The organism is Streptomyces sp. NPDC002671 (genome assembly GCF_053592475.1).
The window spans coordinates 168,050-188,401 of sequence record NZ_JBSFVU010000015.1 but is presented as its reverse complement, the minus strand read 5'-3'; the positions used below and the strand labels follow the sequence as shown (position 1 = coordinate 188,401).

General features: G+C 71.2%; 14 protein-coding genes. 3 read left to right on the top strand and 11 right to left on the bottom strand.

Going from position 1 to position 20,352, the window contains the following annotated elements:
- Positions 1-242: 242 nt before the first annotated feature.
- Positions 243-2,807 carry an RICIN domain-containing protein gene (locus ACWD35_RS24080; RefSeq protein WP_451353342.1) on the bottom strand — a complete coding sequence of 855 codons (2,565 nt, stop codon included), beginning with the start codon at positions 2,805-2,807 and terminating at the stop codon, positions 243-245.
- A gap of 434 nt (positions 2,808-3,241) precedes the next feature.
- Here ACWD35_RS24080 and ACWD35_RS24075 point away from each other — a divergent pair, with 434 nt between their 5' ends.
- Positions 3,242-4,312 (top strand): substrate-binding domain-containing protein, encoded by a 1,071-nt coding sequence (locus ACWD35_RS24075; RefSeq protein ID WP_451353341.1) that lies wholly within the window; start codon positions 3,242-3,244, stop codon positions 4,310-4,312.
- A gap of 18 nt (positions 4,313-4,330) precedes the next feature.
- On the opposite strand, the gene ACWD35_RS24070 is transcribed toward ACWD35_RS24075, so the two are convergent.
- From ACWD35_RS24070 to ACWD35_RS24035, 8 genes are all read right to left on the bottom strand, one after another.
- Positions 4,331-5,413: a glycerate kinase gene (locus tag ACWD35_RS24070; RefSeq protein ID WP_451353340.1), complete on the bottom strand. Its 1,083-nt coding sequence runs from the start codon at positions 5,411-5,413 to the stop codon at positions 4,331-4,333.
- Entirely contained in the window at positions 5,410-6,228 is an 819-nt protein-coding gene (locus tag ACWD35_RS24065) for a sugar phosphate isomerase/epimerase family protein (protein ID WP_451353339.1), read from the bottom strand. Before ACWD35_RS24065 ends, ACWD35_RS24070 begins: the two co-directional genes overlap by 4 nt.
- Positions 6,228-7,376: a dihydrodipicolinate synthase family protein gene (locus ACWD35_RS24060; protein WP_451353338.1), complete on the bottom strand. Its 1,149-nt coding sequence runs from the start codon at positions 7,374-7,376 to the stop codon at positions 6,228-6,230. The genes ACWD35_RS24065 and ACWD35_RS24060 overlap by 1 nt, the downstream gene beginning before the upstream one ends.
- Positions 7,376-8,527 carry a Gfo/Idh/MocA family protein gene (locus tag ACWD35_RS24055; RefSeq protein WP_451353337.1) on the bottom strand — a complete coding sequence of 384 codons (1,152 nt, stop codon included), beginning with the start codon at positions 8,525-8,527 and terminating at the stop codon, positions 7,376-7,378. The genes ACWD35_RS24060 and ACWD35_RS24055 overlap by 1 nt, the downstream gene beginning before the upstream one ends.
- Before the next feature lie 136 nt (positions 8,528-8,663).
- Positions 8,664-9,644, bottom strand: coding sequence for a hydroxyacid dehydrogenase (locus ACWD35_RS24050; RefSeq protein ID WP_451353376.1), 981 nt, complete (start codon positions 9,642-9,644; stop codon positions 8,664-8,666).
- A 122-nt stretch (positions 9,645-9,766) separates the two neighbouring features.
- Positions 9,767-10,675 carry a carbohydrate ABC transporter permease gene (locus ACWD35_RS24045; protein WP_451353336.1) on the bottom strand — a complete coding sequence of 303 codons (909 nt, stop codon included), beginning with the start codon at positions 10,673-10,675 and terminating at the stop codon, positions 9,767-9,769.
- The gene (locus ACWD35_RS24040; RefSeq protein WP_451353335.1) at positions 10,672-11,613 is read right to left on the bottom strand and encodes a carbohydrate ABC transporter permease; all 942 of its coding nucleotides are present in this window, start codon (positions 11,611-11,613) and stop codon (positions 10,672-10,674) included. The genes ACWD35_RS24045 and ACWD35_RS24040 overlap by 4 nt, the downstream gene beginning before the upstream one ends.
- A complete protein-coding gene (locus ACWD35_RS24035; protein WP_451353334.1) occupies positions 11,610-12,956 on the bottom strand; it encodes an ABC transporter substrate-binding protein in 1,347 nt (448 codons plus the stop codon). Before ACWD35_RS24035 ends, ACWD35_RS24040 begins: the two co-directional genes overlap by 4 nt.
- Before the next feature lie 281 nt (positions 12,957-13,237).
- Between ACWD35_RS24035 and ACWD35_RS24030 the strand changes: the two genes are divergently transcribed.
- Positions 13,238-15,175, top strand: a complete 1,938-nt coding sequence (locus ACWD35_RS24030) for a DUF2264 domain-containing protein (RefSeq protein ID WP_451353333.1) — start codon at positions 13,238-13,240, stop codon at positions 15,173-15,175.
- A gap of 5 nt (positions 15,176-15,180) precedes the next feature.
- Positions 15,181-15,960, top strand: a complete 780-nt coding sequence (locus ACWD35_RS24025) for a sugar phosphate isomerase/epimerase family protein (protein WP_451353332.1) — start codon at positions 15,181-15,183, stop codon at positions 15,958-15,960.
- A 54-nt stretch (positions 15,961-16,014) separates the two neighbouring features.
- Here ACWD35_RS24025 and ACWD35_RS24020 read toward each other — a convergent pair whose 3' ends face one another.
- Positions 16,015-17,085, bottom strand: coding sequence for a substrate-binding domain-containing protein (locus ACWD35_RS24020; protein WP_451353331.1), 1,071 nt, complete (start codon positions 17,083-17,085; stop codon positions 16,015-16,017).
- Between the two features lie 134 nt (positions 17,086-17,219).
- The gene (locus tag ACWD35_RS24015) at positions 17,220-20,171 is read right to left on the bottom strand and encodes a polysaccharide lyase family 8 super-sandwich domain-containing protein (protein ID WP_451353330.1); all 2,952 of its coding nucleotides are present in this window, start codon (positions 20,169-20,171) and stop codon (positions 17,220-17,222) included.
- Positions 20,172-20,352 lie beyond the last annotated feature (181 nt).

Below are 20,352 nucleotides of genomic sequence, written 5' to 3'. Positions count from 1 at the left end.
GTGAGATCAAGTGATCTGGAATGGATCAGGTATATCGCAGAAGATCAGATGTGTGCAATTAGTGATCGCGGATCGATCTGTTGTGATCATTCAGGGTCGTTCAGAGATCGTTCACTCGGCCGCTGTCGTCCTGCCCCTCTCGCACCTCGGCGAGGCGGGGGCACCGGGTGAGCGCACGCGCCATGCCCTGAGGCCCGCGGGCGGAGCCGCGCGGGCCTCAGGGCTTCCCCAGGGGCGACCGGCTAGCCGACGGTGAGGCTGAGGTCGTCGCAGGTGGACGTGGCCGATGCGGACGGCAGGTAGCAGAAGACCCTGGCGGAGGTGTTGGTGGCACCGGTGGTGAAGGTGGTTGACACCCGGGTCCAGCCGGTGGCCGAGGTGTGGCTGGTGACCTGCGCGCCTCCGTAGTTCTTCACACCGAAGCTGGTGGTGCTGCCCGAATCGGCGCGGACCCAGCCGGAGTAGGTGTACGTGGTGTTCGGAGACAGCCCGGTGACGGTGTACTCCATGGTCGCGTAGTCACCGGCCCCCGACGTGAGCTGCAGGTCGTGGGCGGGGCTGTGGGCCGCTGTGTCGGTGACGACGGCGGCGTTGTGGACGCTCCAGCCGGCCAGGTCGCCGGATTCGAAGTTCCCGGCGGGAATGAGGTTGGACGCACCGGCCGGGAAGGTGAGCGTCTGGGCGTTGACCGGGTGGGTGTCACCGGAAGTGCCGGTGTTGGACCAGTCGCGCTGGGGCGCGGTGACAACGCCGCCGGCGCCGGAGGTCAGGCTGAGCGCCTGGCCGCTGTAGCGGTTGACCAGCCGGTAGCTGCCGGCCGGCAGGCCCGCGTCGTCGACGGCCTGCAGGAACCACTGCCAGCCGACGCTCGTGCCCGTGCCCAGCTTGAGCGGGGCGCCCCAGGCGCGTCCGGAGTCCGCGGTGTCGTTCACGCCGATGTTCTGGCCCGAGGCGGCGTTGGCGATGGTGAAGAATCCGTCGCCGGTGGCGGTGAACTTCCAGCTCTGCGACGCGGAGGTGCTGCTGTCGGCCGTGGTGGTCAGGGCGGTCCCGGACTGGGACAGGTACAGGCCGTCACCGGCGGCGATCTGGTAGGGGGTGCCGGAACTGACCGGCGGGGTGGGCAGGTTGGTCGTCGCGGTGTCGATCGTGGTGCTGACCCACTCGGTACCCGACGTGGCGGTGCAGCTGTACATGCAGTAGTTGCGGAAGGTCTTGCCGACCAGGTAGTTGGCGGTCTTGCTGGTCCCGTCCAGCAGTGACCGGTACCAGGCGGCGCCACTGGGGTTGGTGACCGTGCCGATGTCCTCCCATTTCTGCGTGGACAGGTCGGAGGTGGCGTAGATGTGCAGCGGGGTGGAGGTGGTCGGGTTCTCGGGCCGGGCCATGCTGATGTACTTGCCGAGGTACGCGTCATAGGCGACGTCCACCCAGGCCAGCGGTGGGGCGCTGGGCAGCTGGCCGGCGCTCAGCTGCTGCGCGGTGGTACCGGTGTTGTTCGGGTTGTAGACGTCGTCCAGGTATCCGGGGCTGGTCCCGTCCGAGGGGACCAGGTCGGCCTCCTTGCCGCCGGTGCCCGGCTCCGTCCAGGTGCCGCCGTACCACTTCTTCCACGACGACGGCGCCATCTTGTCCGAGATCGGGGCCCGCGCGACGTGGCCGAGGTCGACCCGGCCGCCGCCCGACTGGTTCAGGATCTGCGTGTCGTAGTAGAGGTAGAAGTAGCCGGAGGCGTAGTCGACGAACAGCTTCGGGTCGCCGTCGCCGTAGTAGTAGGTCTGGTTCGGGAACTGGGCGCGGCCGTCCTTGGTGGGGTCGTTGCAGGAAGCCAACTGCACCGTGGTGTAGGCATCGACGCAGATGGCGGGGGTCGTCCCGGCCAGTTTGAGCTGTCCGGTGGCGCCGGCGGCCGGCATGGTGAAGGTCTGTGCCGCCGATCCGGGGGTCTTGCAGGGCTGGATCGTGAAGGTGGCGCCGGCAGCGGTGCCGGAGGCGGTCAGGCACAGGTTCGAGGCCGGGTTGACCAGGGTGTCGCCGACGACGGTCCACTTCTGGTTGGCGTTGCCGTTGCAGCCGTACCTGCCGACCGCGGTGCCGGCAGCCGTGCCGCCGCCGGTGACGTCCAGACACTGGCCGGCGCCCACGTGGACGCTGCCGTCGGAGGCCATCGTCCACAGCTGGTCGTTCTCACGCCAGGTGGCGAACGGCGAGGTGATGATGTGGTCCGTGATGGTCCACGTGTTGCCGTGGTCGCTGGACCGCGCGTAGTCGATCGAGTCGTAGTGCAGACCGTCGCGGAACGGCGACGGGGTGAACTCGTTGTGCACGGCCCCGTACCAGGTGCCGGTGTCCGGGTCGACCCACACGCCGATCAGGTCACAGTAGTTCCGCTCGGCATACCCCGAGGTCTGGGAGCCCTTGGGGTCGTAGGTGGAGAGCAGTCCGGTCGGGCTGTTGTTGCAACGGACCGTGGTGTCGGCGTTGTCGGGGGCCGAGGAGATCGCGGCCTTGGTGACGTTGGTGTCGATGTCCGTCCCGGTCCAGAACTGCCAGGAGCGACTGTTGCTGCCGCCGTACAACGAGTGCGAGGACTGGAAGTAGAACTTCCCGTCGCTGTCGATGAAGGGGTAGGCCGGCGTGTCGTCGGCATAGGCATAGCTTCCAGTGGTGCCGGTCGTGATCGTGTACGCCGGTGTCGTCGCGCCGGCGGGTGGCGCGGTCACCGCGCCGATGGCGGTGACCGTCAACGCCAGCGGTACCAGTCTTGCGAGCACGGCCCGTGCCCGCCGCGCAGTTCGAGACAGCATGAGCATCCTCTACGTGGGGTTCGGGGAAGCCTGGTCGGCTGCCGCGGCGACATGCCGCCGCGCAATTCGGCGGAGGGAGAATTCCCACGCCAGACCGTGGATCGGGGACCGATTCACAGCGGTCCACCTGACGCGGAGAAACCTAGGATCGACAGATGCCCCGGGCAACAGGCCGACAGCACATGACTGGCACATGATTTGCCGGGTGCGGGGACTCCGCGACCAACTGCACGGCGCAGCTGACCCGCCGTCAAGACCGCACGGCGGTCCAGGCTGCGCCGCAGCAGGCTCCGGTGTCCTTTCGATCCACTGATCAAGTCGAAAGAGGCGCTCTCGATCTCAAGCGGCCTTTTGATCTGCTGATGATCGAATGATAGAGTTCGATCTGATCAGATCCGTACAGGTCGGCGTCGGACGCCAGGGGAGGGAACCACGTGGCCGTCTCAGCGGGGATCCGGCGCGTGTGGATCACCAACGCCGTACGGGAACTCGGGACGGTCCGGATCGTGGATCTGGCCCGGCGTCTTGGAGTCCCCGCGGTGACCCTCCGCCGTGACATCGCGGCACTCGCCCGCGACGGGCTGCTGCGTCGGTCGCACGGCGCGGTCTCGCTTCCCGAGGAGGCCGGAACGGCCGGCCCCGGCAACCGGGAACGGGTGATCGGGATGCTCGTGCCCACCGTCGGCTCCTACTTCGACGAGGTGATCGCCGGTGCACGCGCTGCGGCCGTGGCTGCGGGCGCGCGGCTGGTTCTGGGCATAGCCCCGTACGAGTCCCGGGACGACAGCGCCCAGGTCGGGCGACTGCTGGAGTCGTCCGCCGAGGGGCTGCTGGTGACCCCCAACTGGGGCCCCGAGGGCCGCGATGAGGGCTTCGGCTGGCTCGACGAGCTGCCGGTGCCCGCCGTGCTCGTCGAACGCCGGGCAGCCCTGGGAGGCCCCGGCTCGGCACTGGACGCCGTGGGCTCCGACCACCGGCACGGCGTCCTGCTCGCCCTGCGGCACCTCGCCTCGCTCGGCCACCGCACCGTGACGCTGTGCGCCCGCAACGACACCTCGACGTCACACCAGGTCCGGGTGGGCTACGCGGAGGCCGTGCGCCTGCTCGGCCTGGCACCGCAGCCGCCCGTCGACCTGGACTCCGCCGGCCCCGGCCCCGGCCCCGATCCTGGCGGCGTCGGGACGCTGGCCGACCGGATCGCCGAAGGCATCACCGCAGGCGTCCGGGCCGCACTCGTCCACAATGACCACGCCGCCATCCAGCTGCCCCCGCTGCTGCGCGCCCGTGGCCTGAAGGTTCCCGACGACCTCGCGTTGATCTCGTACGACGACGTCTACGCCGCCCTCGCCGTCCCCGCGCTGACGGCCGTCTCCCCGCCCAAGCGCGCGGTCGGCACGGCCGCCGTGGAGCTGCTGCTGCGGCGCCTGGACGGCGGTGCGGGCCTCCCCCTGCGCCGGATCGACCTGCTGCCCACGCTCAAGGTCCGGGGTTCCTGCGGAGCCTGAACGGGCCGGCTGCCACGCTCAGTCCCGCACGTCGGCTTCGGTGGCGAGTGCGGCGCCGGCCCGGTGGAGCCAGTGGGTCGCACGGGCACGAGCCGCATCCGGGTCGCCGGCGAGCCGAGTGAGTGTCAGCACGCCTTCCTCGGACGACTCCCCGGCGACGATCCGAGCGGCGACCCCGGCCCGATCGGCGCGTGAGAGGACCTCGCCGACGACCTTGCCGAGCAGACTGGTGGCGTCGAACCGGCCCTCGCCGGTGACGACCAGGTCGGCCCCGGCCAGCGCCTCGTCCAGGCCGAGCAGGTCGGCCACGGCCGCCGCGCCGGGGATCACGGTGGCGCCCCAGGCGGCCATCAGGCCGTGGGCGGCGCCACCGGCCGCGCCCGCTCCGGGCTGCCACGGGTCCCCGCCGAGCAGCTCGGCGAGGCGGGTCAGACCCCCTTCGAGCAGCTCGATGTCGGCGCAGGAGGCCCCCTTCTGGGGGCCGTACACAGCGGCGGCGCCCTCGGGACCCAGCAGCGGGCTTGCGACATCGGTGAGCAACTGCACGCCGCCGGGGGGCGCGGCCCGGAACCGGCCGCGGTCGACCCGGAGGGCACGGGGGAGCGCACCACCGCCCTCGGGCAGGGATACACCGTCGGCGTCGAGCAGGCGCAGGCCGAGGGCTGCCAGCAGGCCGGCTCCGCCGTCGGTGGAGGCGGAGCCGCCGAGGGCGACCACGAGCCGCCGCGCGCCCCCGTCGAGGGCGGCGGCGATGAGCTCGCCGGTGCCCCGCGTGGTGGCGGTGAGCGGGGCGAGCTCGGTCATCAGCGTGATCCCGCTTGCGGTGGCGAGTTCGACCACGGCGGTGCCGTCCGGGAGGAGCGCGTACTCCCCGTCCATGGGACGGCCGTCGGGGCCGGTGCAGCCGCCCACGCGGATCAGGGAGGTTCCGGGGTGGCCGGCCGCGACGGCGGTGAGGGTGCCCTCGCCGCCGTCGGCCATGGGGCGGATCACAAGGTCGTCCGCCGGTCTGACGGAGCGCCAGCCGTCGGCCAGCGCCCGGGCCGCGTCGGCGGCGGTGACGGTGCCCTTGAAGGAGTCGGGCGCGAGGACGACCTTCACCGGGTTTCCACGTGCGCACGGTGACGCTCGATCATGGTCCGCAGCGTCTGCTCGCCGGGGGTCTGCCAGACCTGCTCGTTGAAGATCTCGACCTCGATCCAGCCGGTGTAGCCGGCTGCGGTGACCTGCTCGGTCATGGACCGGAAGTCGATCCGGCCGTCGCCCACGTGGCCCCGGCCGAGCAGGGCGTCGGCGGGCAGCGGCAGTGTCCAGTCGCAGACCTGGTACGAGGCGATCCGCTCTCCCGCGCGGGCGATCTGGCGCTCCAACTCCGGGTCCCACCAGACGTGGTAGCTGTCGACGACCACGCCGACCTGCTCGACCGGGAACTGCTCGGCGAGGTCGAGGGCCTGGCCGAGGGTGGAGACCACCGCGCGGTCGGCACAGAACATCGGGTGCAGCGGCTCGATGGCCAGACGAACACCGAAGTCGCCCGCGTGTGGCGCGAGTTCGGCCAGCAGCTCGGCTACCCGGGCGCGCGCGCCGACCAGGTCCCGGCTGCCCTCGGGAAGCCCGCCGACCACCATCACCAGGGTGTCGGTGCCGAGTTCGGCGGCCTCCTCCAGGGCCCGGAAGTTCTCCGCCAGGGCGGCCCGGCGGTGCTCCGGCTCCTGGGCGGTCAGGGAACCGCCGCGGCACAGGCTGCTCACGGCGAGGCCCGCGTCACGGACCAGCCTGGCGGCCGTCGCGACGCCGGTCTCGGCGACCTTGTCCCGCCACAGGCCGATCGCCGGGATTCCGGCGTCGACACAGCCCTGGACGGCCTCGGGCAGGCTCCAGCCCTTGGTGGTGATCTGGTTCAGCGACAGCCGCATCAGGCTTCCACCCCCGCCACGGCGAGGAACCGGCGCATCCGGTGGACGGCCAGGTCCGGGTCGGGCAGCACGCCGGCCGCGTCGGCGAGCCGGAACAGCTCCACCAGATGCGGCACGGAACGGCCGTTCTGCGCTCCGGCCACCATGGTGAAGTGGTCCTGGTGGCCGGCCAGCCAGGCCAGGAAGACGATGCCGGTCTTGTAGTGGTACGTGGGCGTGGCGAACAGGTGCCGGGCCAGTGGCAGGGTCGGGGCCAGCAGCGCGTCGTAGCGGTCGGGGTCGCCCGCGTCGAGCGCGTGCAGGGCGGCGGCGGCCTTGGCGGCGATCGGGTCGAAGACGCCCAGCAGGGCGTGGCTGTGGCCGAGTTCGTCGCCCCGGATCAGCTGCGGGTAGTTGAAGTCGTCGCCGGTGTAGAGCTTGACGTCCTCGGGCAGGGCACGGCGCAGGGCGATCTCCCGGTCCGCGTCGAGCAGGGACACCTTGATGCCGTCGATCCGGTCGGCGTGCTCCCTGATGAGCGTCAGCACGGTCTCGGTGGCCCGGTCGAGGTCGGGGGAACCCCAGTAGCGTTTCAGCGCCGGGTCGAACATCTCACCGAGCCAGTGCAGGATGACGGGCTGCCGTGACTGGCCGATCAGCCTCCCGTACACGCGCAAGTAGCCGTCCGGGCCGTCCGCGGTGGCGGCGAGCGCCCGGCTGGCCATCAGGATCGGCTGGGCGCCGGCCGCCTCGACCACTTCCAGCTGCTGCTCGTAGGCGGCCAGGATCACCGGCAGGGTCGTGGTGGGACGGGTGAGTTGGTCGGTGCCGACGCCGCAGGCGAGCCTGCCGCCGACGGCGTGGGCCTCGGCGCCGGAGCGGGTGATGAGTTCCCTGGTGGCGGGCCAGTCGAGGCCCATGCCACGCTGGGCGGTGTCCATGGCGTCGGCGACGCCGAGGCCGAGCGACCACAGGTGGCGGCGGAAGGCGAGGGTCGCGTCCCAGTCGACGGCGGCAGGTGCGCCCGGCGCGTTGGGGCCGAGCGGGTCGGCGACGACATGGGCCGCGGCGAAGGCGGTGCGGTGGACCGTCGCGGTACCAGGCACGTCGAGCGGCTCGGGCTCGCGCAGCCGGTGGGCGCCGATGCCGGGAAGTGTGATCTCGGCCATCAGATCTCCAGTTCGGGGACGTCGAGGCGGCGGCCCTCGGCCGCGGAGCGCAGGCCCAGCTCGGCGAGCTGCACGCCCTTGGCGCCCTCCAGCAGGTCCCAGTGGTACTCGGCACCGGTGACCACATGCTTGAGGAACAGCTCCCACTGCACCTTGAAGCCGTTGTCGAACTCCTGGTTGTCCGGAACCTGCTGCCACTGCGAGCGGAAGGACTCGGTGACCGGGAGGTCGGGGTTCCAGACCGGCTTCGGGGTGGCCGCGCGGTGCTGGAAGCGGCAGTTGCGCAGGCCCGCGACCGCGCTGCCCTCGGTGCCGTCCACCTGGAACTCGACCAGCTCGTCGCGGTCCACCCGCACCGCCCAGGAGGAGTTGATCTGGGCGGTGATGCCGCCCGCCAGCTCGAAGACGGCGTATGCGGCGTCGTCGGCGGTGGCCCGGTAGGTGCGGCCCTGCTCGTCGACGCGCTCCGGGATGTGGGTCGCGGTGTGGGCGTACACGGAGCGGATCGGCGCGATGATGCCCTCCAGCACATACTGCCAGTGCGGGAACATGTCGAGGATCATGCCGCCGCCGTCCTCGGCCCGGTAGTTCCAGGACGGGCGCTGCGCGGACTGCCAGTCGCCCTCGAAGACCCAGTAGCCGAACTCGCCGCGCACGGACAGGATCCGGCCGAAGAAGCCGCTGTCGACCAGCCGCTTGAGCTTCAGCAGGCCGGGCAGGAAGAGCTTGTCCTGCACCGCACCGTTGCACACCCCGGCCTCGCGGGACAGGCGGGCCAGGTCCAGGGCGGCCTCGACGGACTCGGCGGTCGGCTTCTCGGTGTAGATGTGCTTGCCGGCGGCGATGGCCTTGCGGATCGCCCCTTCGCGGGCCTGGGTGACCTGCGCGTCGAAGTAGATCTCGGCGAGCGGATGTGCCAGCGCCTCGTCGAGCGAGGTGGTCCAGTGACTGAGGCCGTGGCGGTCGGCGAGCTCCTTGATCTTCTGTTCGCTGCGGCCGACCAGGATCGGCTCGGGCCACAGGACCTCGCCGTTCCCCAGGGCGAGGCCGCCCTGCTCGCGGATGGCCAGGATCGAGCGGACCAGGTGCTGGCGGTAGCCCATCCGACCGGTGACGCCGTTCATGACGACGCCGATCACTTTGCGGGACATAGAGCGGCTCTCCTCATCGATGGGAGCTTCGGCGGTTGACGCCGAGGCATGGTAAGCGCTTTCCGGTGGGGTAAATGGAATCCCGCCGGGCTCTGTGGGACAACCCCGGCGGGTGACCAGGCGGCCTGACGCTTCGTCAGGCCGTGCGATGGATCGCCTCCGGCAGGACCGGGTAGGCGAACGGCAGACCTGCCGTGTAGCAGGCGAGTTCGTCCGCGACGGCGGCCCCCAACCGGTGCAGTTCGTTGCCGAGCGAACCGGCGACGTGCGGGGTGAGCAGCACGTTCGGCAGCTCGTACAGCGGCGAGTCGGAGGGCAGCACCTCGGGGGTGGTGACGTCGAGCACGGCACTGAGGCGCCCGGACACCAGCTCCTCGACCAGGGCGTCCTGCTCGACCAGCGCCCCGCGGGAGGTGTTGACCAGGGTCGCGCCGTCCGGCATCAGCGCCAGCATCCGGCGGCTGATCAGGTGGCGGGTGGCGGGGAGCTCGGGCGCGTGGACACTCACCACGTCGCTGAGCGTGCAGAGTTCGTCCAGCTGCACGGCACGGGCGCCGAGCGCGAGGGCCTCGTGCCGCTCCACGTACGGGTCGTGAAGCAGCAGTTCGAAGTCGTACGGCCGGAGCAGCTCCATCACCCGGCGGCCGATCTGCGAGGCGCCGACGATGCCCACGGTCTTGCGGTAGTTGCCCATGTCCGGGTGGGCGTGCTGCCAGTCCCGCCGGGCGCGCCGCTGCCGGTATTCGGAACTGATCCGCAGCACCTGCTTGTTGGCGAACAGGATGGCGGCGACGGTGTACTCGGCGACCGGGAGGGCGTTGGCCCAGGCGGCCGAGGTGACCTGGATGCCACGCTCCCAGCAGGCGTCGGTGATGTGGTGCTTGACCGAACCGGCGGCGTGCAGGACGGCACGCAGCCGGGGTGCGGCGGCCAGCACGGCCTCGTCGATCGGCGGGCAGCCCCAGCTGCTGACGATGATCTCGGCGTCGGCCAGGGCGGCGCGCGCTTCGGGGGTGCCGAAGTCGTCGATGACCAGCGAGGGATCGAGGTCGGCGAGGCTGGTGAGCCGGCCGAGCGTGCGGGAGTCGATCAGGCTCACGGCGAGCTCGCGGTGCATCGCCAGCACTGCTCGAGGCCGCGTACGTCCGGCTGGCGGCACCTGCGTACCGTCGGTGGACGCGGTCTGCGGGTCGGGCACTGGGGTCTCCGGAGTGTCGGCGAAGTGGGCTGAACGCGCGGTCACTTGATGCTGCCTGCGGTGAGGCCTGCTTTCCAGTGCCGCTGCAGGGAGACGAAGGCGACCACCAGCGGGATGACCGCGAGCAGCGAGCCGGTCACGACGAGCGGGTAGAAGCTGGGCTCGCTCCGGGTCAGGGTGTTCCAGGAGTAGAGCCCGAGGCTGACCGGGAAGAGCTTGGTGTCGGTGAGCATCACCAGCGGCAGGAAGAAGTTGTTCCAGATGGCGGTGAACTGGAACAGGAACACCGTCACGAAGCCGGGCATCACCATCCTCAGGCCGATCGACCAGAAGGTGCGCAGCTCGCCGGCGCCGTCCATCCGGGCGGCCTCCAGGACCTCTGCGGGCACGTAGCCGGCGCAGAACACCCGGGAGAGGTAGACGCCGAACGGGTTCACCAGGCAGGGGATGAGCACGGCCCAGAAGGTGTTGACGATGCCGACCTTGGAGGCGAGCAGGTACATCGGCAGCGCGAGCGCGGTGGTGGGCACCAGGACGCCGAGCAGCACCAGGCCGAAGAGTTTCTCCTTGCCGCGGAAGGCGTAGACCTCGAAGGCGTAGCCCGCGCAGACGCAGATGAACGCGCAGAGCAGGGCGCCGCCCCCGGCGTACAGCAGGGAGTTGAGGTACCAACGGAAATAGATCCCGTCGTCGACGGTGGCCAGGTCGTGCAGGTTCTGCTCGAGATGGAAGTTGGACGCGGTGAGCGCGGTGCCGCCCAGCAGGTCGGGGGTGTTCTTGGCGGCGGCGGTCACCAGCCAGCCGAGCGGCAGCAGGGTGTAGAGCGTGAACAGCAGCAGGGCGCCGTTGACGGCCGCTCTGGACAGGCTCCACGACCGCCGCGCACGCGTGCCGGGCAGGGGAGGGGCCTGGTGTGCGGCGGCTTGCTCGGGGCGGGTGAGCGTGGTCATGCGGTGGCCTCCGCTCGGGGCTCGGACCGGCCACGGGTGGCCCGGGTGACGATGAAGGACAGTGCGGCGGCCACCAGGGCGAGCATCACGGACGAGGCTGCGGCCAGGCCGTAGTTGTTGTGATCGAAGGCCGCGGTGTACGCATACATGTTGGGCGTCCAGGAGCTGACCACGGCGGGCGCGGTGCGATAGAGGACCATCGGCTCGGTGAACAACTGGAGCGAGCCGATGACGGTGAACATGCCGACCATCGTGATCGAGGCCCGGATCAGCGGGACCTTGATGCTGAGGGCGGTGCGCAGGGGGCCGGCGCCGTCCATGACGGCGGCCTCCATGACCTCGCTCGGGATGGCCTGCAGCGCGGCGTAGAAGATCACCATGTTGTAGCCGGTCCACTCCCACACGGCCATGTTGACCACGGCGGGCAGAGGGTGGCCGAGCAGGTCCAGGTGAGTGCCGGCCGAGTTCAGCGTGTCGATCACCGGGCTGATGCCGGGGGTGTAGAGGTACGTCCAGATCAGGGCTGCGATGATGCCCGGCACGGCGTGCGGGAGGAACAGCGCCAGCTGGAAGAAGTGCTTGGCCCGGGCCAGCACGGAATCGAGCAGCAGGGCCGCCAGGAGCGACAGGCCGAGCATGACGGGGATGTAGAACAGGCAGAACTCGACGATGGTCAGGAAGCCGGCCCGGTAGGCCGCGTCGCCGAGTGCCCGGGTGTAGTTGCCGAAGCCCGTGAAAACCGTCTCGGGTGCGCCGAAGCCCAGGCCGGAACGGTGCTCGGTGAACAGGCTCAGATATACCGCGTAGCCGATCGGGACCAGCATCACGGCGGTGAAGAGAAGGAAGAACGGGGCCAGGAGCAGGGCGGGGGTCCCGTTCCCCCCGCGCCGCCTGACGGTGGCGGCGCGGGGGGAGGAGCTGGTGCGAGGACGGGTCACTGGGCGACCTTGAGCCCGCGGTTCTTGATCTCGGCGACCGTGGCCTGCTGGGAGGCGTCGACGCCCGCGCCGATGGTGCCGCCGCCGGCGAGCTTGCCGAAGGTGTCCTTCATGGTGTTGTTGGTGACGCCCATGACCGGGCCCCACTGCCAGTTGGGCCGGATCGCCTTGGACTCGTCGACGAAGACGGAGTAGATGTCCTGGCCGCCGTAGAAGTCGGTCTTGAACGCCGCCTTGGCGGTCGGGACCAGGTTCGGGTCCGCGGGGAAGAGCGAGGAGGTTCCGGAGGCGATGCGGGCCTGGATGCCCTCGGGGGTGGTGGTCGCCCAGGTGGCGAACTCCACGGCCGCCTTGGCCTTCTTGCTGTCCTTGGAGACCGCGAAGGTGCTGCCGCCGAGCATGCCGCTGGCGGGCTGACCGTCCCAGGTCGGGACCGGGGCGACGGCCCACTTGCCGGCGGCGCCCGGGGCCCCGGCCAGGGTGGACTGCAGCACACCGCCGCCCCAGGCGGCGCCCACGTACGCGGCGGTCTCGCCCTTCTGCAGCGAAGCGGTCCACTGCTGGCTGAACGAGGGCTGGACGCGGACCAGGTCGTCGGAGACCAGCTTCTGCCAGTAATCGGAGACACGCTTGGTCTCGGGGGCGTTGATGTCGACCTTCCAGCTGTCACCGAGGCTGGTGAACCAGTGCGCGTTGTTCTGCCAGGCCAGCGCCTCCAGGGTGCTCGGGTCGTCCGGGAAGAAGGTGCCGATGCGGGTCTTCGGCTCGGCCTTCTTGAGCTTCGCGGCGTCGGCGCGGTACGCGTCCCAGGTCTTCGGCGGGGTGGTGATGCCGGCCTTGGCGAACAGGTCCTTGCGGTAGAACAGCGCCTGCGGAGCGGCGTCCAGCGGGAGACCCCAGGTCCTCTTGGCGAGGGTGGTCAGCTCGACGGCCTGCCGCAGGTACTTCGACCGGAGGCTGTCCGGGACGAGCTTGGTGATGTCCTGGACGGCGCCCTGGCTGACGAAGTCGGGCAGCGCCGCGTACTCGACGTTGAACAGGTCCGGGGCGTTGCCGGCCTTGACCGCGTCCGAGATCTTCGCGTAGCCGCCGGCGACGCCGGACGGGATCTCCTCGAAGTTGACCTGGACGTCCTTGTGGGAGGCGTTGAACGCCTTGACGACGTCCTGGGTGCCCTTGGCCCATCCCCAGAAGGTGATCCTGACCGGGCCGGAGGCCGCGCTGCCGTCGCCGGAACTCCCGCTGCCGCAGGCCGCGACGAGGGAGAGGGAAAGCGCACCGACGGTCGCGGCGGCCACGAGGCGCGCTCTGCGCGAACGAGCGGCGGTAGGGGTAGTCGACATGGCTCGGCTCCTGAGGAGGGGGACAGTGTGCCACTCGCCGACCGTCGAATCGTCGACGTCGGCGAGGTGTCGCAATCCTGCGACCACCTTCGATCAGAGTCAATAGTCGACGATCGATCGATCCGATCTGATCTGACTGTGGGTATGCGAGGCGTCGAATCCGGGATTTGGGGGCTCAGTGGCCCAATGGGGGCCGATCTGATCATTTGCTCGAATCTTCTTGACGAATGATCTGCCGGTTTCTAGATTCGATCAGCCCGCCTTGAGCAAGGAGCTCAGCCATGTCCTCGATCGCGCTGCCCCCCGAAGACCGGACCCTCAGTCCGTACACCGGATGGACCAGGGCCCACTGGGAAGCCGTCGCGGACGGCCTGCTGGAGTCCGTGGCGCGCTTCGCCGGCCCCGAGCACGCTCTGATCGTGCTCCCCGGCGAGAGTCCGAGCATCTCGGGACGGCGCTCGGACGCTCTGGAGGGCTACGCGAGGACCTTCCTGCTCGCGGCCTTCCGGGTCGCCGGGGCCGGTGGCGCGGACCCGGGCGGCGTCCTGCGCAGGTACGCCGAAGGGCTGGCGGCGGGAACCCGGACCCCGACCGTGGAGGGCGGCCTCGCCGACGGGGACCTGGTCTCCTGGCCGAGGATCGCCGACCGGCGCCAGGCCCTCGTGGAGGCCGCGTCGGTCGCCCTGGGGCTGCGCCTCACCCGCCCGTGGCTCTGGGACGGGCTCGACGAGCAGACCCGCGAGCAGGTCCGCGCCTGGCTCGCGCCGGGCCTGGAACACTCCCCGGTCGACAACAACTGGTGGCTCTTCCCAGCCATGATCGGCGGCTTCCTCGTCGAGGCCGGGCTCGACCACGACGGCGCCGGGCAGCGCGCCGTCGGCCGCGGGCTGGCGCGGATCGAGCAGTGGTACCTCGGCGGGGGCTGGTACACCGACGGCCGCCCGCGCGCCTTCGACCACTACAACGGCTGGGCCTTCCACCTCTACCCGCTGCTGCACGCCCACCTCAGCGGCGACGAGGGCTTGCTCGGCACCTACGGCCCCCGGCTCGCCGCCCACCTGGAAGGCAACGCCCGCACCTTCGGCGCCGACGGCGCGCCGATGCACCAGGGCCGCTCGCTCACCTACCGCTTCGCGTCCGCAGCGCCGCTGTGGGCGGGCGCCCTCACGGGGTACACCCCGCTCTCGCCCGGCACCACCCGCCGCCTGGCCTCCGGCGTGCTCCGCTACTTCATCGAGGGCGGGGCACTCGACGCCGACGGCCTGCTCTCCCTCGGCTGGTTCGGCCGGTACCCGTCCATGATCCAGAGCTACTCCGGCCCGGCCTCGCCGTACTGGGCGAGCAAGGGCTTCCTGGGCCTGCTGCTGCCCGCCGACCACCCGGCGTGGACGGCGGCCGAGGAGCCGGGCCCGGCCGAGACGGCGGACGCGGTCGTCGCACTCCCACAACCGGGCTGGCTGATCCAGTCCACCGTGGCGGACGGCCTGGTCCGCCTGCACAACCACGGCAGCGACGACCAGCCGGCCGACCAGGTGCTCCCCGACAACCCGCTCTACGCCCGCCTCGCACACTCCACCGCGACCGGGCCGGTCTACGACGGCGTCCCGGACAACCATGTCGGCCTGGTCGTGGACGGCGAGGTCAGCGAGCGCGGCCGGATCCGGCCGCTCGGCGCCGGGGACGGCTGGGCCGCCTCCGCGCACCGCCCGCGCGTCGGCGGCCGAGAGCTGCCCGGCGTCACCGTCACCTCGCTGGTCCTCGCCTCCGGCGCCGACGAGATCCACGCCCATCTGGTCAGCGGCGCCGAGCCCGGTACCGAGGTCCGGCACAGCGGCTGGGCGGCGGCCGGCGCCGCGGCGGAGCAGCAGGCGGACGGCCTGCGCGCCTGGGTGAGAGCCAGCGGCCCGCGGGGCGTGCGGCTGACCTCCGTCCTGGAGGGCGTCGAGGGCTTCGCCTCTGCGGACTGCTCCGGGCTGCCCGGCGGGACCGCCTTCGGAGCGGCGGGCGCGGTACCGGTGCTCACCGGCCGCACCCGCGCGCAGATCGCGTTGTTCGTCAGCGCGGCCAGGCTGGACCGGTCTGCTCCCGGGTCCTTCCACGGGCTCCGCGTACGTGCCGAGGGCAACCGCGTCCAGGTGCGCTGGCCGAACGGCGTCGGGCAAGAGGCCGTCCTCGTGCCCGGCGAGGTCACCGTCACCACCGTCCACTCAGAGGTCTGAACGCCATGCGCCGCGCCTTCTCCACCCTCGGCCTCCCGGGCCGCCCGCTCGCCGACGCCCTCCGGCTGGCCACCACGCACGGCTGGGCCGGCCTGGAGCTGCGCTGCGCGCCCGGCGAGGCGGTGCACCCGGGGACGACCGCCGCCGAACGGTCGGCGGCAGCCAGGGCGTTCGCCGTCACCGGGACCACGGCGCTGACCCTCGCGGGCTACACCGGTGTTGCGGCCCCCGGCGACGACGCCGAGCCGATCGCCGAACTGCGCGGCCAGTTGCACCTGGCCGCCGACATCGGAGCGCGGTACGTCCGGGTCTTTCCGCGCGGCGGCGACGGGCCGGCGGCCGAGGCCGACGACCGCGCGGCGACCCGGCTGTCGGCCGTGGCCGACACAGCACACTCCCTGGGCGTGCGGGTCCTGCTGGAGACGCACGACTCGCACCGCGGCGGGCAGGACGTGGCCCGGGTGCTGGAGCTGGTGGCCCACCCGTCGGTCGGCGCGCTGTGGGACGTGATGCACACCTGCCTCGCGGGCGAGTCGCCCGAGGAGTCCTACGCCGCCCTCGCCCCGCACCTCGGCTACGTCCAGGTCAAGGACATCGCAGGCCCGGACGACCTCGCCCCGCTGCCGCTCGGCGCAGGCGTGATGCCGCTCGCCGCATGCGTGCGGCTGCTGCCCTCCGACTGCTGGGTTTCCTGGGAGTACGAGGCTCCGTGGTTCCCGCAGGCCGCACCGCTCGACGATCTGCTCGGGCCCGGGGCGGCCCTCCTCGCCCGGATGTCCGGCTGAGGGACAGGCGGGACGACGACCGGCCCGGCAGACCGCCGGGCCGGTCGGGTGCCGTCACACGGCCCGGCCGTCGGCGGCGCCGCCGCAGGAACTCCTGACCTTCAGCTCCGGCAGCAACTGGACGTGGTGGACCGGCAGTTCCGGTCCGCTGTCGATGCGGCGCAGCATCAGCTCGACCGCCCCGGCTCCTACCGCGTGCTTGGGCGGGGAGACAGCGGTCAGCGGAGGCGAGGCCAGCGCCGCGAACACATCGTCGTAGGAGATCAGTGCCAGATCGTCCGGTGCGCGCAGCCCCCGGGCGCGCAGCAGCGGCGTCAGCTGGATCGCCTCCTGGTCGTTGTGGATCAGGAAGGCCCGCACGCCCTGGGCGACGGCCTCGGCGATCTGCGCGGCCAGGCCGTCCGTGTCGATCCCGGGGCGGTTGATGTCGATCACCGGCTGCGGCTCCAGCCCGAGCAGCCGCACACCCTCCTCGTAGCCAACCCGTACCTGGCCCGCCGTCCAGGAGTCGAGGCGGGCGGCGAGCGCCACGGACTCGTGCCCGAGCGCGTGCAGGTGCCGGAGGGCCAGCAGGACGCCGTGCCGGTGATCCGAGGCGATCGAATCCAGTTCGGCGGCGGCGCTGTCCGCGGGCGCGCGGCGCTCGACCAGGACGGTCGGCACCGGCAGGTCGCCGATCCACGCCGAGTTCACGGCGGCGGTCCCCGGCGGCCAGTTGGGGGTCATCAGCAGACCGTCGAGTCCGGCATCGAGCAGCTGGTCCACCTGGGCGCGGTCGTCCGCCGACTCATAGGCGGAGATGCCGAGCACCAGCCTGGCCCCGGTCGCGGTGGCCGCGGCGCGGGCTCCGTCGATGATCTCGTCGAAGTACGGGCCGACGGTGGGCACCAGCATGCCGATGACCCGCTCGCGGCTTTCCCGGTCCGGCGGGGAAGCGTCCTGTGGGAGGGAGACGGCGCCGTGCGACCGGCGCAGCAGCCCGGCGTCGGCAAGGGCCGCGACGTCCCGCCGCACGGTGACCGCAGCGGTGCCGATCCGGGCGGCCAGATCCGTGACCCGGACCGTGCCCAGTTCGCGGACGACCTCGAGAATCCGGGCTCGCCGCTCCTCCGCAGTGATCGTCATGTCCCTCTTCTCCCTGCCTGGCACACCGAAGAAGATGACCGTTGTCCAGACCGCCCGGATATCACTTGCTCATGTTCTGATCGAGTACACAGTAGGCGACTGACCCTGGTCACGGAAAGGCGCGGCGGGGAGGGTCAGGAGGTGATGATCTCCAGCTGCGGCGGGTTGGTGGTGTTCAGCCGGGTGTGGAGGACAGCAGCGAGTCCGGCGGCGCCGAGCGGTTCGAAGACGGCGAGGGATGCGGTGCCGTCACCACCGGCCGAGGTCTGGGCGGCGGCGACCGCGCCGGTGACGTCGAGAGCGATCCAGTCGTTGCCGGTGGAGATCGCGCCGGTGCCGAGTGCGGTGGTGCGGCTCGGGACGGTGTTCCAGGTGACACCGGTCTCGGCCCAGCCGTCCGAGGAGAGCCCGAACGCCTGGAGCGTGGTCTGGGTGCCGCCGGAGTCCTGGACGTTGCCGTAGACCCACAGCACCGCCCGGGAGACCTTGCCGGACAGCCCGGAGACGTCGAACTTCAGCAGCGACTGGCGGTTGTAGCCGTTGGCGGCGGCGTTGGTGTTCTTCACCACCATGGTCGTCGCGTTGCCGTAGTTGGTGTCGGCGTAGGAGCCGTCGCGGACGTAGGCGGAGGCGGTGGCCGCGAGCCGCGAAGCGGTGGCCGTCGCGGGCGCGGTGCCGGAGGCGCTGATCGTGGCGGTCTGGCTCGCGCCGTGCTTGCCGCCGGTCTCCGCCACCAGGCTGACCTGTCCGGACGTGGACAGCACGGTGATGCCGGAGGCGGACGTGACGGAGGCGTAGCCGGTGCGGGCGATGGTGATCCGGACGGTGGTGGCGGCCCGGGTGGGGTCGCTGACGGCGACGGTCATGCTGCCGCCCTCCCGCACCAGCACGGAGCAGGGGCCGTCGACGGTGATCGGCCCGGCGCTGCCGGCCGCGAAGAAGTTGGCCATGGTGAGACCGAGCGAGGGGCAGCTGATCGCCTGCACGGTGGCGGTGTTGGCGAGGACCGTGACGTTCGGGCTCGTGGCGCGCGCGGCGGCCTCCGACGCGGTCGCGCCCGGCATCAGCTGGTAGCTGTAGCCCGCGTTGCTCGGGTCGGTGCCGTGGTCGAACCAGATCGAGAGGTAGTTGCGGGTGATCGGGGTGGTCGAGGAGGTGCTGTTGATGTCCGACCACGCGCCGGTGCGGGCCGCGCGCTTGACGTTGACTCTCGCGCCGCCGGGGAAGACCCAGGCACCCATGCCGCCGACGGCCATGTACCGGCTGTCGGTGAAGGTCTCGCTCCAGCCGAGGGTGGCCGGCCGGACGGTGCCGTCGACGGTGAGGACGTGGCCGTTGCCGGCGCCGAGGTTGCGGTTGTCGATGGTGCTGCGGACGCCCACGCCGTCGGTGCAGGTGATGCCGGCGCCCAGGCAGAAGACCGAGTCGTCCAGGAGGAACCAGGATTTCTTGCCGACCAGTGTGGACTGCAGGCCCCGGACGTCCTGGCCGACCGCCGAGTAGGTGCCGTCCGTCGCGCCGCCGGCCCAGGCGGTGCCGGGGTGGGAAGCGCCCCAGGAGCCGCCGGCGGCGTTGGCCAGGGCAAGCGTGGACACGGTGGTGCCCGGCAGCATGTACGGGTCGACGGTCGGCCAGAAGGCGTCCGAGTACTGGCCGTCGCCGTAGGTGTCGCCGTACCAGTAGAGCATCCCGCTGTTCTGGTGCCAGCCCTGCAGGTTCTCGCCGTTGCCGGTCTCGTAGAAGGCAGTGCGCGATGAGCAGATGCTGAGCTGCGCCGCCCAGGTGGCGCGGCGGTGGACCGCCCGGTCCATGCCGAACACCACGCTGTTGACCGGCTCTGCCGTGGCGGCGACCGTGGCGTCGCTCAGGAGGGCCTGCGCGCGGGCGAGTTCGGGGACGTCCATGCCAGGGTCGTTCATCAGAGACTCGTAGTAGTCGCGCTGCAGCCAGCCCTTGACCATCGACTTCCAGCTCGCCGACTGGGCGGCCGAGGCGGCGCCGGAGGTGGCCAGGCGCAGGACGTCGGAGGCGACCCCGTGCCCGCGGGTGTGGTCGTCCTGCTGGATCGCCAGCGGGTCGCCGCGCAGCACGCCGCGGCTGACGGCCCGGCCGCAGACTCCGTCCATGACCAGGCCGTTGTAGACGAACGGCGCGAAGGAACCGGTCACAGCGGTGTAGATGTTCTGCACGTTCGGATCGGTGATGGCCCAGGTGGTGCCGGCGAACAGGGTGAGCAGCTTCCCGATGCCGTTGAGCAGTACGTCGCCGTAGGTGCCGGTGTAGGGGATGTAGGTGTGCTGGACGAAGCTGCCGTCCGTGTAGAGGCCGTCGCCGCTCAGCACGTACGGGAAGACCGGAGACAATGCCTGCTGGGCGGTGGTGATCACGGATGTGTTCTTTCCGACCACCCCCCGCAGCGCGAGGACCCGGCAGAGGTCGACGCGGTTGGCGCCGGTGCTGGTGCCCCCGTAGGTCGCGACGGCGGACGTCGGGACGAAGTGGTCGATCGCCGCGCAGTAGTCGGCTGTCTGCGTCGAGGTCAGCCGGCCGTACATCAGCGCGCTGACGTCCAGCAGCCGCTGCGGTGCGCCGATCTGCCAGTCCCACCAGTTGTTGTACGTGGTCGTGGTGGGCGTGTACGCGTTGGCGTGCATCCAGTCGAGACCGGTGGAGATGGCAGAGGCCAGCGAGGTACTGCCGGTGAGTCCGGTGTTCGGCTGCGCGTACGCCAGCGCCATGGTCCGTAGCCGCGCGTAGCTGCTGGTGATGTTGGCCGAGACGGTGCCGATCGGCAGGTCCGGCCAGAGTGAACCGCTGCCGGGGGCCATCGAGTTCTGGAACGAGCCCGCGTTCGTGCCGAGGGTGGACAGCGCGGTGGAGAACGGTGCGGCCTTCGGGTCGAAGCCGCTGCCGGTGAGCAGCTGCACCCAGGTGCCGCGCATGGAGTCGTAGGTGTCCGCCCAGGCCGCGGTCGGGCGGAGCAGCTGTCCGGCACCGGCCAGCGCGGCGGCGGCCCCGGTGAGCTGGAGCAGTCGCCGACGGCTCATGGAAGCGGTGAAGCGGCTGGTGGGTTGGGCTGCTGCCATTGGGCGTCCTCCTCGACGAACCCGCCCCGATACGAGTGGTCTGGACCGTAATGGCGGTGACTTCCGAGGGGCAATGACTCCTGGGCGTATGACTGACCACATGTTTTACCGGAGCCCGCGAGGACGCGTCACGGAACGCAGGGCCGTGGTTTTCCTGGTGGAACGTGGCCGGCCGGATGCT

What these genes read in the sequence shown, in the direction of transcription:
- ACWD35_RS24080 (WP_451353342.1), bottom strand. Translation starts at nt 2,807, where the DNA reads ATGCTGTCTCGAACTGCGCGGCGGGCACGGGCCGTGCTCGCAAGACTG.
- ACWD35_RS24065 (WP_451353339.1), bottom strand. Translation starts at nt 6,228, where the DNA reads ATGCGGCTGTCGCTGAACCAGATCACCACCAAGGGCTGGAGCCTGCCC.
- ACWD35_RS24060 (WP_451353338.1), bottom strand. Translation starts at nt 7,376, where the DNA reads ATGGCCGAGATCACACTTCCCGGCATCGGCGCCCACCGGCTGCGCGAG.
- ACWD35_RS24055 (WP_451353337.1), bottom strand. Translation starts at nt 8,527, where the DNA reads ATGTCCCGCAAAGTGATCGGCGTCGTCATGAACGGCGTCACCGGTCGG.
- ACWD35_RS24050 (WP_451353376.1), bottom strand. Translation starts at nt 9,644, where the DNA reads ATGCACCGCGAGCTCGCCGTGAGCCTGATCGACTCCCGCACGCTCGGC.
- ACWD35_RS24045 (WP_451353336.1), bottom strand. Translation starts at nt 10,675, where the DNA reads ATGACCACGCTCACCCGCCCCGAGCAAGCCGCCGCACACCAGGCCCCT.
- ACWD35_RS24035 (WP_451353334.1), bottom strand. Translation starts at nt 12,956, where the DNA reads ATGTCGACTACCCCTACCGCCGCTCGTTCGCGCAGAGCGCGCCTCGTG.
- ACWD35_RS24030 (WP_451353333.1), top strand. Translation starts at nt 13,238, where the DNA reads ATGTCCTCGATCGCGCTGCCCCCCGAAGACCGGACCCTCAGTCCGTAC.
- ACWD35_RS24025 (WP_451353332.1), top strand. Translation starts at nt 15,181, where the DNA reads ATGCGCCGCGCCTTCTCCACCCTCGGCCTCCCGGGCCGCCCGCTCGCC.
- ACWD35_RS24020 (WP_451353331.1), bottom strand. Translation starts at nt 17,085, where the DNA reads ATGACGATCACTGCGGAGGAGCGGCGAGCCCGGATTCTCGAGGTCGTC.
- ACWD35_RS24015 (WP_451353330.1), bottom strand. Translation starts at nt 20,171, where the DNA reads ATGGCAGCAGCCCAACCCACCAGCCGCTTCACCGCTTCCATGAGCCGT.